At 60.6% G+C, this 17,330-nt stretch carries 17 protein-coding genes; 7 read left to right on the plus strand and 10 right to left on the minus strand.

Features of this window, described 5'->3' with window-relative positions:
- The first annotated feature begins 79 nt into the window (after positions 1–79).
- Together IFT80_RS09145 and IFT80_RS09150 are read left to right on the plus strand one after the other, a co-directional pair.
- A complete protein-coding gene (locus IFT80_RS09145; protein WP_122477592.1) occupies positions 80–2,323 on the plus strand; it encodes a putative bifunctional diguanylate cyclase/phosphodiesterase in 2,244 nt (747 codons plus the stop codon).
- Positions 2,324–2,438: 115 nt separating this feature from the next.
- Positions 2,439–2,657 carry a hypothetical protein gene (locus IFT80_RS09150; protein WP_192055426.1) on the plus strand — a complete coding sequence of 73 codons (219 nt, stop codon included), beginning with the start codon at positions 2,439–2,441 and terminating at the stop codon, positions 2,655–2,657.
- Positions 2,658–2,676: 19 nt separating this feature from the next.
- On the opposite strand, the gene IFT80_RS09155 is transcribed toward IFT80_RS09150, so the two are convergent.
- Genes IFT80_RS09155 through IFT80_RS09170 form a run of 4 tightly spaced genes read right to left on the minus strand, consistent with a single transcriptional unit; the run spans position 2,677 to position 5,612 of the window.
- Positions 2,677–3,552 (minus strand): transporter substrate-binding domain-containing protein, encoded by an 876-nt coding sequence (locus IFT80_RS09155; RefSeq protein ID WP_192137382.1) that lies wholly within the window; start codon positions 3,550–3,552, stop codon positions 2,677–2,679.
- Positions 3,549–4,310, minus strand: coding sequence for an amino acid ABC transporter ATP-binding protein (locus IFT80_RS09160; RefSeq protein ID WP_192137384.1), 762 nt, complete (start codon positions 4,308–4,310; stop codon positions 3,549–3,551). Before IFT80_RS09160 ends, IFT80_RS09155 begins: the two co-directional genes overlap by 4 nt.
- Positions 4,307–4,966 (minus strand): amino acid ABC transporter permease, encoded by a 660-nt coding sequence (locus IFT80_RS09165; RefSeq protein WP_192137386.1) that lies wholly within the window; start codon positions 4,964–4,966, stop codon positions 4,307–4,309. Before IFT80_RS09165 ends, IFT80_RS09160 begins: the two co-directional genes overlap by 4 nt.
- Positions 4,947–5,612, minus strand: a complete 666-nt coding sequence (locus IFT80_RS09170; protein ID WP_192137470.1) for an amino acid ABC transporter permease — start codon at positions 5,610–5,612, stop codon at positions 4,947–4,949. Before IFT80_RS09170 ends, IFT80_RS09165 begins: the two co-directional genes overlap by 20 nt.
- A gap of 394 nt (positions 5,613–6,006) precedes the next feature.
- Here IFT80_RS09170 and IFT80_RS09175 point away from each other — a divergent pair, with 394 nt between their 5' ends.
- The 3 genes from IFT80_RS09175 (at position 6,007) to tal (ending at position 10,768) form a co-directional block, all read left to right on the plus strand.
- A complete protein-coding gene (locus IFT80_RS09175; RefSeq protein ID WP_192137388.1) occupies positions 6,007–8,178 on the plus strand; it encodes a TonB-dependent siderophore receptor in 2,172 nt (723 codons plus the stop codon).
- Between the two features lie 469 nt (positions 8,179–8,647).
- Positions 8,648–9,658: a tRNA dihydrouridine(20/20a) synthase DusA gene (gene dusA / locus IFT80_RS09180; protein ID WP_192137390.1), complete on the plus strand. Its 1,011-nt coding sequence runs from the start codon at positions 8,648–8,650 to the stop codon at positions 9,656–9,658.
- 180 nt (positions 9,659–9,838) lie between these two features.
- Entirely contained in the window at positions 9,839–10,768 is a 930-nt protein-coding gene (gene tal / locus IFT80_RS09185) for a transaldolase (protein ID WP_122477480.1), read from the plus strand.
- A gap of 76 nt (positions 10,769–10,844) precedes the next feature.
- On the opposite strand, the gene rssC is transcribed toward tal, so the two are convergent.
- Complete coding sequence (rssC, locus tag IFT80_RS09190) at positions 10,845–11,327, minus strand: anti-sigma factor antagonist RssC (RefSeq protein ID WP_122477478.1); 483 nt, start codon at positions 11,325–11,327, stop codon at positions 10,845–10,847.
- Positions 11,324–12,508, minus strand: coding sequence for a two-component system response regulator RssB (rssB, locus tag IFT80_RS09195; RefSeq protein ID WP_192103333.1), 1,185 nt, complete (start codon positions 12,506–12,508; stop codon positions 11,324–11,326). Before rssB ends, rssC begins: the two co-directional genes overlap by 4 nt.
- Positions 12,509–12,795: 287 nt before the next feature.
- Here rssB and IFT80_RS09200 point away from each other — a divergent pair, with 287 nt between their 5' ends.
- Positions 12,796–13,098 carry a PilZ domain-containing protein gene (locus tag IFT80_RS09200; RefSeq protein ID WP_122477474.1) on the plus strand — a complete coding sequence of 101 codons (303 nt, stop codon included), beginning with the start codon at positions 12,796–12,798 and terminating at the stop codon, positions 13,096–13,098.
- 55 nt (positions 13,099–13,153) lie between these two features.
- Here IFT80_RS09200 and IFT80_RS09205 read toward each other — a convergent pair whose 3' ends face one another.
- Positions 13,154–13,855: an MlaA family lipoprotein gene (locus IFT80_RS09205; RefSeq protein WP_122477473.1), complete on the minus strand. Its 702-nt coding sequence runs from the start codon at positions 13,853–13,855 to the stop codon at positions 13,154–13,156.
- 270 nt (positions 13,856–14,125) lie between these two features.
- Here IFT80_RS09205 and IFT80_RS09210 point away from each other — a divergent pair, with 270 nt between their 5' ends.
- A complete protein-coding gene (locus tag IFT80_RS09210; RefSeq protein ID WP_122477471.1) occupies positions 14,126–14,389 on the plus strand; it encodes a DUF4404 family protein in 264 nt (87 codons plus the stop codon).
- A 48-nt stretch (positions 14,390–14,437) separates the two neighbouring features.
- Here IFT80_RS09210 and queF read toward each other — a convergent pair whose 3' ends face one another.
- The 3 genes from queF to lolD form a co-directional block, all read right to left on the minus strand.
- Positions 14,438–15,268 carry an NADPH-dependent 7-cyano-7-deazaguanine reductase QueF gene (queF, locus tag IFT80_RS09215; RefSeq protein ID WP_192137392.1) on the minus strand — a complete coding sequence of 277 codons (831 nt, stop codon included), beginning with the start codon at positions 15,266–15,268 and terminating at the stop codon, positions 14,438–14,440.
- Between the two features lie 103 nt (positions 15,269–15,371).
- Positions 15,372–16,616: a lipoprotein-releasing ABC transporter permease subunit gene (locus IFT80_RS09220; RefSeq protein ID WP_122477468.1), complete on the minus strand. Its 1,245-nt coding sequence runs from the start codon at positions 16,614–16,616 to the stop codon at positions 15,372–15,374.
- 29 nt (positions 16,617–16,645) lie between these two features.
- Complete coding sequence (gene lolD, locus IFT80_RS09225; protein ID WP_192049034.1) at positions 16,646–17,329, minus strand: lipoprotein-releasing ABC transporter ATP-binding protein LolD; 684 nt, start codon at positions 17,327–17,329, stop codon at positions 16,646–16,648.
- Between the last annotated feature and the right edge of the window lies 1 nt (position 17,330).

The following is a 17,330-nucleotide window of genomic DNA, read 5'->3' on the forward strand; positions in this document are numbered from 1 at the left end:
GTATCACTATCACAATGATGTCAAAATGACATCGAGTGACATGAGGTCGCCGTTTCTCGTCCTTGTCTGGGTCCTTCACATGCTCGCAGCTGTCCCTGAAAAAGATTCAAAGCACACCGCTCTTCAAGGTCTGGTTCAGGCGGCAGCGGCCATCACACACTGTTGCGGCGCCCTGCTCATCGAAGGCGCACCCGGCGCCTGGCACGTGACTGCCGCCTGCGGCACGACGCGCGAAGTGCCGGTCGATGCCGCCACCGAGTCCTGGCTGCGCATGCTGATGTCCTACGGCGACGTGGTCGACATCGGCGACGGCTCGCCTTTCATCCATTCGATCCCGGATTTTCTCGGTTCGCTGGCGGACACCTACCGCGTGTGCATCGCCGTCAAAGACCACAGCGACGCGCTCGTCGGCATCGTTCTGCTGGCGCTGACGCCACCGTTCAAGTTGCTCAGCGCCGCCCAGATCTACGCACTCAAGACTCACTCCGTTGCTCTCTACCACTCGGCGCCGTCCCTGCCGGTGGCCGCCAGTACCGGTCCTGCCGGAGTGATCGAGCGTCTGCGCCTGCTCGAATCGGTGGTCGTTCATGCCAAAGATGCGATCCTGATCACCGAGGCCGAGCCGATCGACCAGCCCGGCCCGCGGATCGTCTACTGCAACCCGGCCTTCCTGGCCACCACCGGGTTCAGCCTGAAAGAAATCGTCGGCAAGACGCCGCGTATCCTGCAGTGCGAGGAAACCGATCGCGGCACCCTGGATCAGATCCGCAGCGCCCTGTCCACGTGGCAGCCGATCGAAGTCGAACTGATCAACACGCGCCGTGACGGTACCCGCTTCTGGGTGCAGCTGAGCATCGTGCCGGTGGCCAACGAAAAAGGCTGGTTCACCCATTGGGTGTCCGTGCAGCGTGACATCACCGAGCGCAAGGAAGCCGAAGAAAGCCTCAAGCAGGCGCAGATCGACCGCGAGGAACAGGTAGCGCTGCGCTCGCGCCTGGTGGAGCGTGAACGAATCCAGGAAGAGCTGACCTACGCCGCCTTCCACGACGACCTGACCCGGCTGAAGAACCGCGCCTACTTCATGGCCAAGATTCAGGAAGTGTTCAACCTTGACCATGCCGAGCGCGAAGCGGCAGTGCTGTACATGGACCTGGATCGCTTCAAATACATCAACGACGGCATGGGCCACCGTGCCGGTGACATCCTCTTGCAGATCGTGGCGCAGCGGCTGGAGTCCTGCCTGAACGGCAACGCCGTGCTGGCGCGCATCGGCGGTGACGAGTTCGCCATCCTCCACACCGGCAATGACTCCAAGCACGCTGCGATAGAGACCGCGCAACGGGTCATCCAGGCGCTTGGAGTTGCCGTCGACGTCGAGGGCCAGGCGATCTTCACCTCCTGCAGCGTCGGCATCGTCACACTCGACGCCGCTCACACCAGCGCCGAAGACCTCGTCCGCGATGCCGACGTCGCCATGTACGCGGCAAAGAAACAAGGCCAAGGCAAATGGACCTTGTTCGACCTGTCCATGCGCCAGGCGGCGGTCGATTTGCTGCTGATGCGCAACGCGCTCAAGCACGCCTTGGCGCGAGAAGAGTTCTACCTGGTCTACCAGCCAATTTTTGCCGCCCGCTCGCGCCGCATCGAAGGCGTGGAAGCGCTGGTCCGCTGGCAGCACCCCGTGCTCGGCAACGTGCCGCCCGACGTGTTCATCGCAGTGGCGGAAGACATCGGCATCATTCATGAAATGGGCCGCTGGGTCATGCAGACCGCCTGTGCCGAGCTCAAGCGCTGGAACGCCAATGCGGCCTGCACACTGAAGCTCAACGTCAACGTCTCGGGTGCCGAGCTCAACCATGTCGGGTTCGTGGCAAAGGTCGCGGAAATACTGAAGGACACCTCCTTCAGCGCCCACAACCTGCAGATCGAAATCACTGAATCGGTCTTCCTCAACGAACCGGAAACCGTGGCGATCGCCCTCGCCGACCTGCGCGAGCTGGGCGTACACATCGCGTTGGATGACTTCGGTACCGGCTACAGCTCGCTGGGCTACATCGACCGCTACCCGATCGACTCGATCAAGATCGACCGCTCGTTCGTCACGCGCATGATGACCCACAGACGCACCATCGCCATCGTCACCAGCATCCTGTCGCTGGGCAGCGCCTTGGATGTCGACATCGTCGCCGAAGGCGTGGAAACCCAGGACCAGCTGGACCGGCTGCAGGCATTGGGCTGCCCGTTCGTCCAGGGTTACCTGCTCAGCCCACCGCTGCGCGGCGAGGAAATGAAGCAGCTGATGGCAGCGCGCAACGATACCTGAAAGCTACCGCGCGCCTGATCACATCAGGCGCGCGGCGGTGGAGGCATGTTCGCAGGTGGATAGCTTTTGAAAACGGATCGAGGCTAAGCTGCGCGCTCTACGGAAGGAGTCTGGAATGAAAACACTGTCTGCACTATTGATCTTGGGCGTACTGAGCGGCTGTGCCTCCTACAGCGACCAAGGCACCGGCGAAGGCGGTCGCGAGATCGGCAGCAAGGGCTACACAGTGCGCTGTGACGCCACGCCCGCCAATCAACCTGGCTGCTATTCTCCGCCGCCCTCCTACTCGTGGAATTTCATGAAGAATTTCCATTTCAAGCTGGGGCAGAACTGATCCGCGAGCTCGTCCGCCTTCACGGCTTCCAGCGACCACCCTCCACGATGACCAGATTAGGGTCGGTGTCCGCTGGCAAGTCCTTGCGCACGTACTGGTCATAAAGCTTGAGCAGGGCTTTCTCTTCACCCAGCTTGGCCAATTCGTCGTTCACCCAATCGCGCAGCTCGGTGTTGCCTTTCTTCACGGCCGGTGCGATAGGCGCCTCATCGCCCAGCTTCTGGGCGAGTACGCGGTAACCGGGGTTCTGTTTGGCCCAGTTGAACAGCACGAGGTTGTCCTGGGCATAGGCGTCGCCGCGGCCGCTGGCCAGGGCTTGCAGTGATTCGGAGTTCTTTTCGAACTTGAGCAGCTTCCAGTCAGGGTGATTCTTGGTCAACCACAGATCGGCCGTGGTGCCGGTGGTGATGATGGTGGTCTTGTCGGCCAGGTCATCGAGCTGCTGTACGCTGCTGCCGTCCGCCACCAACGCCTGCACGGCGACACGCAGGTTCGGGTTGGTGAAGTCCACCGCCTGGCTACGCTCGGGTGTCACGGTCATGTTGGCCAGGATCAGGTCGACCTTGTCGCTCTGCAGAAATGGGATGCGGCTGGCCGGCTCGACGCTGACGAACTCGATTTTCTTCTCGTCACCCAGCAGGTCCTTGGCGAAGCGCTTGCCCAGATCGGTGTCGAACCCGACGTATTCGCCCTGCTCATTGACGAAACCAAAGGGCGGTTTGTCGCTGAACACCCCGACGATCAGCTTGTCGCGGGCCTTGATGGTTTCCAGGTAGCTGGTGGCAGGTTTCGCCGTCGCGGCTGGGGTGGCGGCCTTGGGTTCGGCCGGTTTATCGCAACCGGCCAGCAATACAAGGGCGAGTACGGGTAGAACCAGGGCAGTTTTGAAGTTCACGATGCTTTCCTTTTCGGCATGTTTTCTACGTAGGAAAACCTTTCCAGAAACTGCTGCGCGCGTGCGGTCTGCGGGGCGCTGAAGAAGGTTTCAGGATCGTTCTGTTCCGCGATACGGCCGCGGTCCATGAACAAAATGCGGTCGGCCACCGCGCGGGCGAAGGCCATTTCGTGGGTAACGATGAGCATGGTCATGCCGCCCTGCGCCAGATCGAGGATCACCTCGAGGACTTCCTTGACCATTTCCGGATCCAGCGCAGCGGTGACTTCGTCGAACAGCATGACCTTGGGGTTCATGCACAGTGCCCGCACAATGGCTATCCGCTGCTGCTGGCCGCCCGACAGCTCGCGGGGGTAGGCGTTGGCGCGTTCGGCCAGGCCAACCCGAGCCAGCAGCGCCTCGGCCTGCTGCCGCGCTTCCCGGACATCGCGCTTCTGCACTTGCAGCGGCCCCAGCAGCACGTTCTGCAGCACGGTCATGTGAGGAAACAGGTGATAGCTCTGAAACACCATGCCGATCTGCTGACGCACGCGGCGCCAGTCGGCATTGGCAGGCAGCAACTGCCCATCGAAAGTGAAGGTACCGCTGTGGCCCAGTTCCAGGCCGTTCAGGCAGCGCAGCAAAGTGCTCTTGCCGCAGCCGCTGGGGCCCAGGATCACCACCACCTCGCCTTCGGTCACCCGCAGATCGATGTCAGTCAGCACCGGTGTATCGGCGAATTTCTTGCTGAAGCTTGCGAGTTCGATCAATGCGCTCATGCGTGATTCCAGCGCCGTTCAAGCACGCGGGAAGCGCCCGACAGCGGATAGCAGACGATAAAAAAGAAGACAAACAGGAAGCCGTAGATCAGCACCGACTCGTAGGTGCGCTCGATGATCTGCTGGCCCACCTTGGTGATGTCGACAACGCCGATCAGCACCGCCAGCGAACTGGTTTTGAGCAAACGGGTGCAGACGTTGATGACCGGCGGCGTGAGGCGCTTGAGCGCCTGGGGCAGCAATACCCGACCGTACAACTGGCCCAGGCCCAGGCCGATGGCCAGTCCTGCCTCGCGCTGCCCGCGGGGTATGGAGCGCAGCGCGCCACGCACGACTTCGCCAATCTCGCTGGCGCCCCACAGCGACAACACCAGCACCGCGCACCAGAACGCAGGCAGGCTGACGCCGAAGAAGATCGGCAGGCCAAAGAAGAACAGGTACAACCAGACCAGTACCGGAATGGCGCGAAACAGCTCCAGGTAGACCCTCAGCGGCACGTCCAGCCAGCGCTTGCCCAGGCTGCGCAGCACGCCATAGAACAGGCCGCCGACACTGCTGAACACGATCGCAAGCGCGGAAATACCCAAGGTGCGACCGGCCCCGGTCAGCAGTTGAGGTGCCGATACCCAGAGCAGCTCAAGACCCGAACTGGCCATGTTGGAGCCTCCTTTCCAGCAGGCCCAGCAGCAACGACAGCGGTAAGAACAACAGCACGCACAACCCGGTCATCACTGCCAGCATCTCGTAGGTCTTGTAATACAGAGCGATGTAACTCTTGGTGGTGTAGAGAATTTCCGGCACGGCAACGGCCGACACCACCGTGGTCTCCTTGAGCAGGAACACGAAGTTGGCGAACAGCGCAGGCAAGCTGAGAATGCCTGCCTGGGGCAGCACTACATGGCGCAACAGCTGCCAGCGCGACAGACCGATGGACAGGCCAGACTCGATCTGCGACTTGGGCACCGCTTCGATGCCCGCGCGCAGTATTTCGGTCAGGTACGCACCTCCCATAAACGTCATGGCAATGACCGCCGCTGCGAAACCGGAAATCCGCACGCCCAGAGCGGGTAAGGCGAAGTAGATGAAGAACAGCTGAATCAGCAGCGGCGTATTCCGCGCAAGCTCGACGTACAGCGGCACGAGCCGATGCAGCACCGGGACCCGGAACGTGGCGATGCCCGCGTTGAGCACCGCGACGGCAAGTGAGCTCAGGATTGCGATCAAGCCGACTTGCAAAGTGACCCCCACGGCGCGCGCAAAAGCGGGAAGCGTGGACAACGCGAACGCGTAGTCGAAGGTCATCGGTTGACCTCCAGACGTGTTGAAATAGATAAAGCGAACATCGGAAAGCGCCTGCGTCTGGCTTGCGGTCGCTGAGTGTAATCGACCGTTTTCAATCCAATTAATACTGAATAAACATAAGCTTAGACAGTGATCGTCAGGCCCCTTTGGCGTGGCGGACTTGACGGTCATGATCGCCGCTAGCGCTGGTAGTGACAGTTCGAGAGGGCAATGCGAGGCGCCCTGCCCTCGGGTCGAGCATCTAAGGGGTGTAGCTTTCCAAAAGATATTCGCAGCAAAATATGAATAATAACCATTCCTATTTGTTACAGTTCTGCTTGTGCTGATCGTCGAGACGGAGGCGCGGCCTGATTTCGTCCTTCAGGCAAACAACGTTTAACGCACAGGAGTCCCCATGCCGGCAAAAAAAATCTTTGCCTATCACCCGCTGACACTGGCGATGCTACTCAGTGGCCTGCCACTGAGCACGGCCTACGCCGCCGACAGCGCCAGCGCTGCCATATCCAACGCCACCCTGGAGCTGCAGGAAACCACCATCGATGCCCAGGCCCTGGAAAACCCGACTGGCCAGATCCGTGGACCTGTGGCGACTCGCAGCACCAGCGCAAGCAAGACCGACTCGGCGATCAAGGATATTCCTCAGTCGATTTCGGTCATCACCCGCGACGAGATGGACAACCGCAAGACCGACACCTTGGCCGAGGCCTTGAGCTACACGCCAGGCGTGATCGCGCAGCCAGGCGGGTTCAGCCGTGTAGCCGACGACTTCGCGATCCGTGGCTTCAACGTCGGTTCAGGCACCGGCGGCATTCTGCGCGATGGGATGAAACTGCAAGGCAGCGTGTATGACGGAGGCATCGAGCCCTACGGCCTGGAGCGCGTGGAAGTGGTCAAGGGTGCCTCTTCTGTGTTGTACGGCCAACTGTCGCCGGGCGGTCTGCTCAACACCATCACCAAGCGTCCGACCGACACGCCCCTGCATGAAGTCAATGTCGAATACGGCAGCCATGCGCGCAAACAGTACAGCTTCGACCTGGGCGGCCCGATCGACGAAGCCGGAAAGTTCTCCTATCGCCTGACCGGCCTTTGGCGCGACAGTGGCACCCAGACCACCGATACCGACGACGACCGCCGCTACATCGCACCCGCCTTCACCTGGCGCCCGAACGACAGCACCTCGCTGACGGTCCTGGCCAACTACCAAGAAACCCGTACCGGCTTTGCACCACCGCTGGATTTCGACCTGACCACCTCGTCCAGCACTCGCTACCCCAAGGTCGACCGCGACCTGTTCACCGGCGAGCGCGGCTTCGATCACTACAACAACTACTCGACCAGTCTGGGCTACCTGTTCGAACACGATTTCACACCCGACTTGAAAATCCGCCATTCGCTACGCCACTTCGAGGCGGACCTGAGCTGGGACTACATGCAGATCGCTGATACCGGCAGCGGCGCCCTGCGCAGCCGAGGCCAGCTGGCGCGCCGACCTAGCATCCGCCGCGAGCGCTCAGAAGGCTGGACCAGCGACAACAACATGCAATGGACCCTCGACAGCGGCCGCTGGCAGCACACCCTGCTGGCGGGCGTGGACTACTACCACAAGACCTACGACTCTCATCGCTTCGCTGGCGCCAACTCCATGTTCAGCCCGGCCAATCCGGTGTACGGCGCTGCGACCAACGTCACAACCGCCAACACCGGCTCGGACCTGCACAGCGCTCAGACCGGCGTCTACCTGCAAGACCAGATCAAGTTCGACGACAAGTGGATTCTACTGCTGGGCGGTCGTCAGGATTGGGCCGAAAGCCGAACCTACAGCTTCGCCACTGGCGCTCGCACGCCGCGCGATGACAAGAAAGCCACCGGTCGTATCGGCCTGGTCTACCAGGCTGACAACGGGCTGGCGCCTTATGTCAGCTGGAGCCAGTCGTTCCTGCCGGCCAACGTCTTCAACGCCAACGCCAACACCTCGTTCGATCCGACCGAGGGCGAGCAGTACGAGATCGGCGTGCGCTACACGCCGCCCGGTACCACAGCGCTGCTGAGCGCCGCGGTCTACGACCTCAAGCAGAAAAACTCCCTAAGCACCGACCTCACCGGCAACACCGTGCAGTTCGGTGAAACCCGCTCACGCGGTGTGGAGCTTGAGGCCAAAGCGGAGATCACCGCGAACCTGAGCGCCACTGCGTCATACACCTACACCGACGCGAAGATCACCGACGATGCGGTGTCCACCCGCGTAGGTACGCGCATCGACGGCGTGCCGTATCACATGGCCAACCTGTGGGCCGACTACCGCTTGACTGCCTTGGGCCTGCCTCAGGTAGTGGTCGGCGGCGGCGCCCGCTACATGGGCACCAGCCGTACGTCCAGCTCGGACGCCAACGAGAAGGTCTCCGCCTACACCCTGTTCGACGCGAAAGTCACCTATGAAGTCGACAAGAACTGGACCGTGGCCATGAAGGCGCAAAACGTCGCCAACGAGAAGTACCTGTTCTGCAACGTCTCGTGCCGCTACGGCGACGAGCGAGCGCTGGTCGGTTCGGTCAACTATCGCTGGTAAGGGCTGATCATTGACACGTTGACCAGCCTCTTTGGTTAGTATCAGGTTCGCCTGGTAGATTGGGCTTTGTATCTGTCACGCACTGGAAACGAAGAACACAGGTGTACGGCACACATGCCTATTTGAACCGGGCGTTCATTTCTTCCAGGCTCAAGGTCAAGTCAGTGTCTATGCCAGACAGACGTTCGATGGCCAGGCGTTCAGAACGCAGATCCTCAAGGTCATCCTGCAGCGCTTGATAAGCGACCTGTTTTCGCACGAACGACCGAGTGTCTTGGTAGACTTGTCTCCCGTCACGTTTCGTACGGAGCCGACCTGCATAGCAAACACCTCGCCAGCCCTTTTTCGTCCTCGAATAGTGGCCCCGGCGAAAGTGGTTAAGGTCATTCTCACAGTGGTAAAACTTACCACTCACCCCACGAAAACGTCCGAAAACGCCCGAAAACTGGTACAAAACGCGCAGAGTAAAATGGTACAGAATGTAGCTGAAACGCCCGCCACGCCTAGCCTGGAGCCCTTCCGCCGCTTTAGCGTGGCACCCATGATGGATTGGACCGACCGCCACTGTCGCTACTTCCTGCGCCTGCTCTCGCGGCACACCCTGCTCTACACCGAAATGGTCACCACCGGCGCTTTGCTCAATGGCGATCACGAGCGCTTTCTGCGCTACGACGATGCCGAGCACCCCATCGCGCTGCAGTTGGGTGGAAGCACGCCGGCCGATCTGGCCGCGTGCGCGCGCATGGCGCAGGCGCACGGTTACGACGAGGTCAATCTCAATGTGGGTTGTCCCAGCGATCGTGTGCAGAACAACATGATCGGCGCCTGCCTCATGGCGCACCCTGCGCTGGTGGCCGACTGCGTCAAGGCCATGCGCGACGCGGTGTCGATTCCGGTCACGGTCAAGCACCGCATCGGCATCAATGGCCGCGACAGCTACGAGGCGCTGTGTGATTTCGTCGGGCAGGTGCGCGAAGCTGGCTGCCGCAGTTTTACCGTGCACGCACGCATCGCCATCCTTGAGGGCCTGTCGCCCAAGGAGAACCGTGACATCCCCCCGCTGCGCTATGACATTGCCGAGCGCTTGAAGGCGGATTTTCCGGACCTGGAAGTGATACTCAACGGCGGCATCAAGACGCTGGAAGCCTGCGCCGAGCATCTGCAGACCTTCGATGGTGTGATGCTGGGACGCGAGGCCTATCACAACCCATACCTGCTGGCGCAGGTCGACCAGCAGTTGTTCGGCAGCGACACGCCGGTGATCAGCCGTTTCGACGCGCTGCGGCAGATGCGGCCGTACATCGCCGCGCATATCGCCTCAGGCGGCGCCATGCACCACGTTACGCGGCACATGCTCGGCTTGGGTACGGGCTTTCCCGGCGCGCGCAAGTTTCGTCAACTGCTGTCGGTGGATATCCACAAGGCCGATGACCCGCTGGCGCTGCTCGATCAGGCCGGGGCATTGCTCGAAGGGCGCTGATCGCCCAACGATGCATCATTGACCCGATAGGAGCGCATACTCGATCCATTGAACCGTCGCGCGGCGCGACACTCGAACGTAGGTCTTTCCGCCGCCCTCCCCCTGCTGCACGCCCTTGGCCCTTGAGCCGGACGCAGCGCTCGGGTAACGTCATTCATTCGCACAGGACAGAGCACGCTCATGACTTCCAAGCTGGAACAACTCAAGCAAATGACCACCGTGGTAGCCGACACCGGCGACTTCGACGCCATCTCCAAGCTCAAGCCGGTCGACGCCACCACCAACCCGTCGCTGCTGCTCAAGGCTGCCTCGCTGGAAGCCTACAAGGACATGCTGCGCAAGACCATCAGCGACAGCAACGGTGATGTCGGTCTAGCGTCGGACACTTTCGCGGTCGCCGTGGGTACCGGGATCCTCAAGGCCATCCCCGGCCGCATCTCCACCGAAGTCGACGCTCGCCTCTCTTTCGACGAGCAGGCCCTGCTGGCCAAGGCCAGCCAGATCATCGACCTGTACGAAAAGGCCGGTGTCGGTCGCGAGCGTGTGCTGATCAAGCTGGCCTCCACCTGGGAAGGTATCCGCGCCGCCGAGAAGCTGGAAAAGGCAGGCATTCAGTGCAACCTGACCTTGCTGTTCTCCTTCGCCCAGGCACAGGCGTGCGCCGATGCTGGTGTGTTCCTGATCTCGCCGTTCGTGGGTCGCATCTACGACTGGTACAAGAAATCCACCGGCCAGGAATACACCGGTTCCGACGATCCAGGCGTGCAGTCGGTGACGCGCATCTACAACTACTACAAAGCCAACGACTACAAGACCGTGGTCATGGGCGCCAGCTTCCGCAACATCAACCAGATCGAGCAACTGGCCGGTTGTGATCGCCTGACCATCAGCCCGGAACTGCTGCACAAGCTGGCCGAAGATGAAGGCACGCTGGAGCAGAAGCTCAAGCCAGGCAATGCCGGCGAACCCAAGCAGATTTTGACCGAGGCGCAGTTCCGCTGGGCGTCGAACGAAGACGCGATGGCCACTGAAAAGCTGGCTGAAGGCATTCGTCAATTCGCTCGCGATCAGGAAAAACTCGAAACCCTGCTGACTGCCAAGGTTTCCTGATTCCAGTTTGCCGCACACGAAAAAGGCGACCGCAAGGTCGCCTTTTTTTATAGCCGAGCGAGTCACCCGAAGGTAATCAGCTGCGTTCCAGCGCGTTCACCAGATCGTGGAAGGCTTCGCGGTTGGACTCGTTCAGGCCCATGAGAATCTTGTGCGCTTCCAGCACCTTGGCCCTGACCACATCCTCCGACAGATCCTGCGAAGGCAGGTCTGTCAGGCAGTCGGGGCAAGGAATCGGGCGACCGACGATGTTGAACACCTGATCGAAACCCATGGACTGCAACAGGCGCGTGATGTCCTCGTGAGTCGTCACCACCGTTGGCAGCAATCCGACTTTTTGACGAGACATGATCGACAACTTGGCCAGCAAGCCCAAGGTGGTGCTGTCGATGCTGCGGGTTTCGGTCAAGTCGATCACGATGGCTGAAAAATCGAGGGCGGTGAAGATCCGCTCGATCGTCGCATCCAGCGCCGAGCAGAGCGTCAGGCGCACCTCACCCACGAATTTCAACACGAACGTGCCGCTTTGTTCAGCAAACTGGATTCTACCAGTACTCATGCAAGGTTCCTGCTCAGCACCATCAGGGCGATATCATCCGGCATCTCCCCGAGTGTGGCCAGTCCAAACTTTTGCCGCAAGCCATCCAGGCTGCCGCCCGCTGCACTGACGATCTCAGGCAATGCAGCTTCTTTTTCCTTCAGCGTTTCGCCTGGCAGCAAGTCCAGTATCCCATCGGAAAGCAGGGTAAGGCTGAACTGCTCCGGCAACGCCATGACGTGATCGGTATACGTGGCTTCGTTGAACAGACCCACCGGCAGGCCGCGCCCCTGCAGGTACTGCGTTTGCTCGGGGGTGTACAGCACTGGAAGCGGCAAATGCCCGCCGATGCTGTAGGTCAACAGCCCGGTGTGCTCGTCGATCACCCCGCCGACCATGGTGACATGCTTGCCCAAACGCGTGTTGATCAAACCCCGGTTGATATGGCCCAACACGTCGGACGGTTTGAATTCGGGCATCGCACCACCGCGCCTTGATTCGAACATGAGGCGGGTGGTCATGAATTTCAACAGAACCGTGACGAATGCCGATGAAGCGCCGTGACCGGATACGTCGGCCAGATAGAACGCCACGCGGTGCTCGTCGACCCGAAAATAGTCGACGAAGTCGCCCGACAGGTACAGCGACGGGATGATCTGGTGTTCGAAACGGAATCCGTCCGTGCTCCAGGGACTCTGCGGCAGCATGTTCATCTGCACTTGCCGGCCGGCAGTCTGGTCTTCCTGCAGCAGATGCAGGCTGGCTTCCAGTTCACGATTGGCCGTTTCCAGCTTCTCGCGGTAGCGACGATTCTCCAGCAGCAGCCGCGAGCGATCCAGAGCCCGGCGAACCGAGTGCTCAAGCACGGCCAGATCTTCGAGAGGCTTTATCAGGTAATCGGCGGCACCCAGGCGCAACGCCTCGACTGCGTCGTTCATCACTCCGGCACCGGACAGCACGATCACTGGAATATCGGGAGAACGCTCGGTCACCTGGCGAATCAATTCAAGGCCGCCCACCTGCGGCATGCGCAGGTCGCAGATGACGAGATCGGGCTGTTGTTGCTCGAAGACCTGGAGGCCCTGCAGGCCATTGTTCGCCTGCAGCACGCTGAAGCTGCTGTCTTCGAGGTAGGCCGCAAGGCTTGCGCGCACCACATCGTCGTCATCGATGATCAGCAGCGTTGCACTGGTTTTCTGCATGTGGGCAAACGGCGCCAGAAATTGGTTGTCGTAAGTAGGTCAGCAAGGTAAAAACTGGCGATGCAAGCAATGGGTCGCCTACCTTTACTTCTAGCCTCTCGCAGAGGCGAATACAAGCGCTGGGTGCCCTGAGCATTCGGATGCAGAGGTGCCTTGTAAGGCGCAGACGGTACTCCCATCCGGCAAGCGTTTCAAGGGTGTTGCGACACGGGCCAGGGCGGGCCGATTGGCCTATTACCTTGGGTTATAAGAACGTTAACAATAGCAACCAGATCGAAGGACAAACCATGAGCCACAGTGATCGTGACTACAGTGAGAAACGTGATTTCATCCGCATGACTGTGGATGCAAAGGTCGACCTCAGGGTCGGCGACGTTGTCGTTCCCGCCGTATGCAAGGATCTTTCGAGCACCGGTATGCAGCTGGAAGCCCAGACTCAATTAAGCGTAGGAGATCAGGTTGGCGTCCATCTGCCTTCCAACCATCCCACGCTCAGCGATCTGGACATCCAGGCAGAAGTGATACGCGTGGAAAGCTCGAAGCAGGATGGTATGCAGATCATAGGCCTGCACACGCTAAGCATGGACTGAACGCCGCGCATTAAAAAGGCGACCCTCGGGTCGCCTTTTTAATGCCTGGTTACAATTAAAAATCGTCTTCCACTTGGCCATCTTTGACCCGGAATTCACGGTTCTGCAAGTAAGCGTTACGCAAGAAGATGTACTTGTCGCCGTTGATCAGCTTTTCAGCCGACAGCAAGCTTGCGCGCGTATCCACCAGATTCACGCCCAGCGTGGTATTGCGGGTCGGCACGTGGTCGATGTAGCGATACGGTGAGGTATAGGTATCGGGATACTTGGCGAACGCATCGCGCACGGTGCTTGGGCCCATCAGCGGCAGGACCACGTAAGGCCCACTGCTTACACCCCAGTAGCCCAGGGTCTGGCCGAAATCCTCGTCGCTGCGCTGCAGGCCCATCTTGGTGCCCACATCGAAGAAGCCGAACAGGCCGAAGGTGGTGTTGAAGATCAGCCGCGCAGTGTCGGTACCGGCAGCGGCAGGCTTGAGCTGCATGACGTTGTTGGCCAGGTTGCCGACGTCGCCGATGTTGCTGAACACGTTATGAATGCCGTCTTCCAGGAACTGCGGGGTGATCCACTGGTAGCCTTGGGCAATAGGCTTGAGCGCATAGGTATCCAAGGTATCGTTGACCCGGAAGATCGCACGGTTGACCGGCTCCCATGGATCCTCTTCGGCGGCCTGTGCTACCACGGGCGCCACGGCAAGCCCCAGGAGCAGACAGGCTCCAGCCACTCGATCGATGACAGCTGAACCGGTCAGACGCATACGTGTTACTCCTTGAGATACGATTGGGTCGCATGCGACCGCCAACAAAATGTGGCCCAGTATAAAGTGTCCAGGCCGGATTAGGCAGTGCGCTGGCGAACGCAGCGCTGCCGATCAATCTGAACGTACCCATGCCAGACTTCAGGCCCGCCCTCAAGTTCATTCGAGCGGCCGTCTGGAACGGCATGGAATTCCAATGATGCGAGCCGACACGGACCTTTGCGCACGGGGCGCGGTCCATGTAAGTGCCTATCACTCAAGGAGAACGTCATGCCAGCCCGCGAATTGCAGGAACAACTCGATGAACTGCGCGAGCAACTGGAAAAGAACCAGACGCTGTCGCTCGAGGAGCGTGAAGACATGCGCGTCCTGATGGAGCAGATCAAGGCGCGCATGGAGCTGGAAAATGCCACGGCGGACCCTTCCGTCGCCGACAGCGTGAACCTGGCCGTCGAGCGCTTCGAAGTCGATCACCCTGGTGTGGCTGGCGCACTGCGCAATATCGTGCAGACGCTCGGCAACATCGGTATCTGAAGACGGTACAACTGCAGCCGCCTGCCCAAGCGGCTGCTGGATGCACCCTTACTGGCGAACCAGCCGGCCATTGGCCGCGGGCAGCGCGTCAGTGCTGCGGTAGGGGTTGATGTCCAGGCCGCCGCGGCGTACGTAGCGGGCGAACACGGTCAGTCTTTCTGGCTGCAGAAGTCGCTGCAGATCGGTAAAAATCCGCTCGACACATTGCTCGTGGAAATCCGAATGCTGACGGAAGCTGACCAGGTAGGCAAGCACGCTGGCGTGGTCCAGCGCCGGACCGCTGTAGGCAATACACACACTGCCCCAGTCCGGCTGGCTGGTGACTGGGCAATTGGACCGCAACAGATGGCTATGGATGGTTTCTTCCACGAGGGAACTCGGGTCGCAACGCAGCAGCTCCGGCTGTGGGTGATCGTAGCTGCTGACCGTGATGTCCAACTCGTCGATGCACACCCCAGGCAGTTGAACCACGCCCTCCGCCTGCACATCTTCCAAGCGGCGCACCTTGACGCCCACCGTCTTGCCGGCAGCCCCGGAAAGGTCCGCCACCAGCACGGCCTGCAGGTCATCGATCGACGCAAACGCCGTCTGGTTAAGCGAGTTCAGGTACAGCTTGAACGACTTGGATTCGATGATGTTCGGTGAATCCGCAGGAATGGTGAATTCACCAATGGCTACGACCGGCTTTCCCGAAGGCAGCAACCAGGAAAGCTCGAAGCAATTCCACACGTCCACGCCGGTATAGGGCAGGGTTTCCGCGCTCAAGCCCAACTCGGCCCACTTTGCTGCGCGGGGAATGGGAAACAGCAACGAGGGGGTGTAGGTGGAAACGTACTCGCTGGACTTGCCCAGGGGAGAATGTTCGGCTGCGGGATGCATGAAATAAACCTGACTGAATGAACGACGGCAGTTTAGCGAATTTGCCGCGCCGCTGCCTGGCGACGACGGCGCGGCTGCACGGCCGCACCGCGGTCGTCATGGATCACTCGTAGCGCAGGGCGTGCGCCGGTTCGATCTGTGAAGCCCGATAGGCAGGGTAGATAGTCGCAAGGAAGCTCAGCACCAGCCCTGCCCCGCAGATCAGCATGACATCCCCACCCTGCAGCTCGGAGGGCAGATTGCTGATGAAATACACGTCCGAAGTGAAGATGTGCTGGCCGCTGATGCGCTCCACCCAGCCGACGATGGCGCTGACGTTGATTGCCGCGATTACGCCCAGCACACCCCCGATCACGGTGCCAGCCACGCCGATGACGGTACCCTGGACCATGAAGATCCCCATGATCTGCCTCGGCGTAGCGCCGATGGTACGCAGGATGGCGATATCCGCGCCTTTGTCGTTCACCACCATGATCAGGGTGGCAATGATGTTGAACGCCGCTACCGCAACGATCATCAGCAGCAGCAGACCAATCATGGTCTTTTCCATTTTCATGGCACTGAACAGGCTGCCCTGGGTATGGGTCCAGTCGTCGGCCTTGTAGGCTGTGCCGAGGTCCTTGACGATGGCGGCACTGACCTCGGGCGCCGTGTACAAATCCTTCAGCTTGAGCCGTACGCTTTGCACCTGCCCCGGCTGCCAACGCTGCATTTCCGCCGCATCTGCCGCGTTGATCAGACCCATGGAACCATCGAGTTCGGCGCCGACCTTGAACACGCCGACCACGTTGAGACGCTGCATGCGCGGGGTGATGCCACCCGGCGCAGTGCTGACTTCCGGAACGATAAGGGTGATCTTGTCGCCCACGTTCAAGCGGAAGCGCCTGGCGGTGATTTCACCGACGACGACGCCGAATTCACCTGGTTTGAGATCGTCCAGGCGTCCCTGGACGATGTGGTCGGCGACGATCGACACCTCGCCCTCGCGGGCCGGATCGACACCGCTGATCTGGATCGGCTGCATCATGCCCTTGTACGAGAGCATGCCGTCGAGCTCGGTGAACGGCACGGCCGCCAGCACCTCGGGGTTTTTCATGGCGGCGGCAGCGACGGGGCGCCAATCGTCCAGCGGCTTCACGCCCTGGATCATGGCGTGGGGCACCATGCCCAGGATGCGCGAGCTCATTTCGCGCTGGAAGCCGTTCATCACCGACAGCACCACGATCATCGCCAGCACGCCCAAGGCAAGGCCGATCATCGAGGTCATGGAGATGAACGAAATGAAGTTCTTGCGCCGCTTGGCGCGGGTGTAGCGCAAGCCGATGAAAATTGACAAGGGTCTGAACATGCAGAGGTAACCCGTTAGAAAAGAAGAAGCTAGATCGGCACCAGACGCCCGTCTTCCAGACGCAGTACGCGGTCCATCTGTCGGGCCAGGCTCAGATCATGGGTGACCACCAGAAACGCGGTGCGTAGCGAAACGCTGAGCTCGAGCATCAAGTCCTGAATGCCTTGCGCAGTGTGGTTGTCGAGGTTGCCTGTGGGCTCGTCGAGCATCACCAGCCCCGGCGTGTTTACCAAGGCCCGGGCAATGGCCACGCGCTGACGCTCACCGCCCGACAGTTCGGCCGGCTTGTGTTGCAGTCGATGGCCCAGGCCCACGCGCTCCAGCAATGCAGTGGCGCGCTGTTTCGCCTCCGGGATGGCGGTCTTGCCGATCAGCAGCGGCATGCAGACGTTTTCCAGCGCAGTGAATTCGGGCAACAGGTGGTGAAACTGATAGACGAAGCCCAGGGCACGATTGCGCAGCAGCCCGCGCGCCCGCTCGTTCAGCGCCGAAAGCTCTTCACCCGCCAACCACACGCTGCCGCGGCTGGGCGTATCGAGCCCGCCAAGCATGTTGAGCAAGGTGCTCTTGCCCGAACCGGAGCTGCCGACGATAGCCACGCGCTCACCGGCGTGCAGCTCCAGTTGCAGGTTGTCCAGCACGACCACGGATTCAGGGCCTTCCTCGTAGGATTTACCCAGGTTGCGACAACTCAGTACTGCTTGTTCACTCATG

This window comes from Pseudomonas sp. CFBP 8771, from assembly GCF_014841695.1.
GTDB lineage: Bacteria > Pseudomonadota > Gammaproteobacteria > Pseudomonadales > Pseudomonadaceae > Aquipseudomonas > Aquipseudomonas baltica.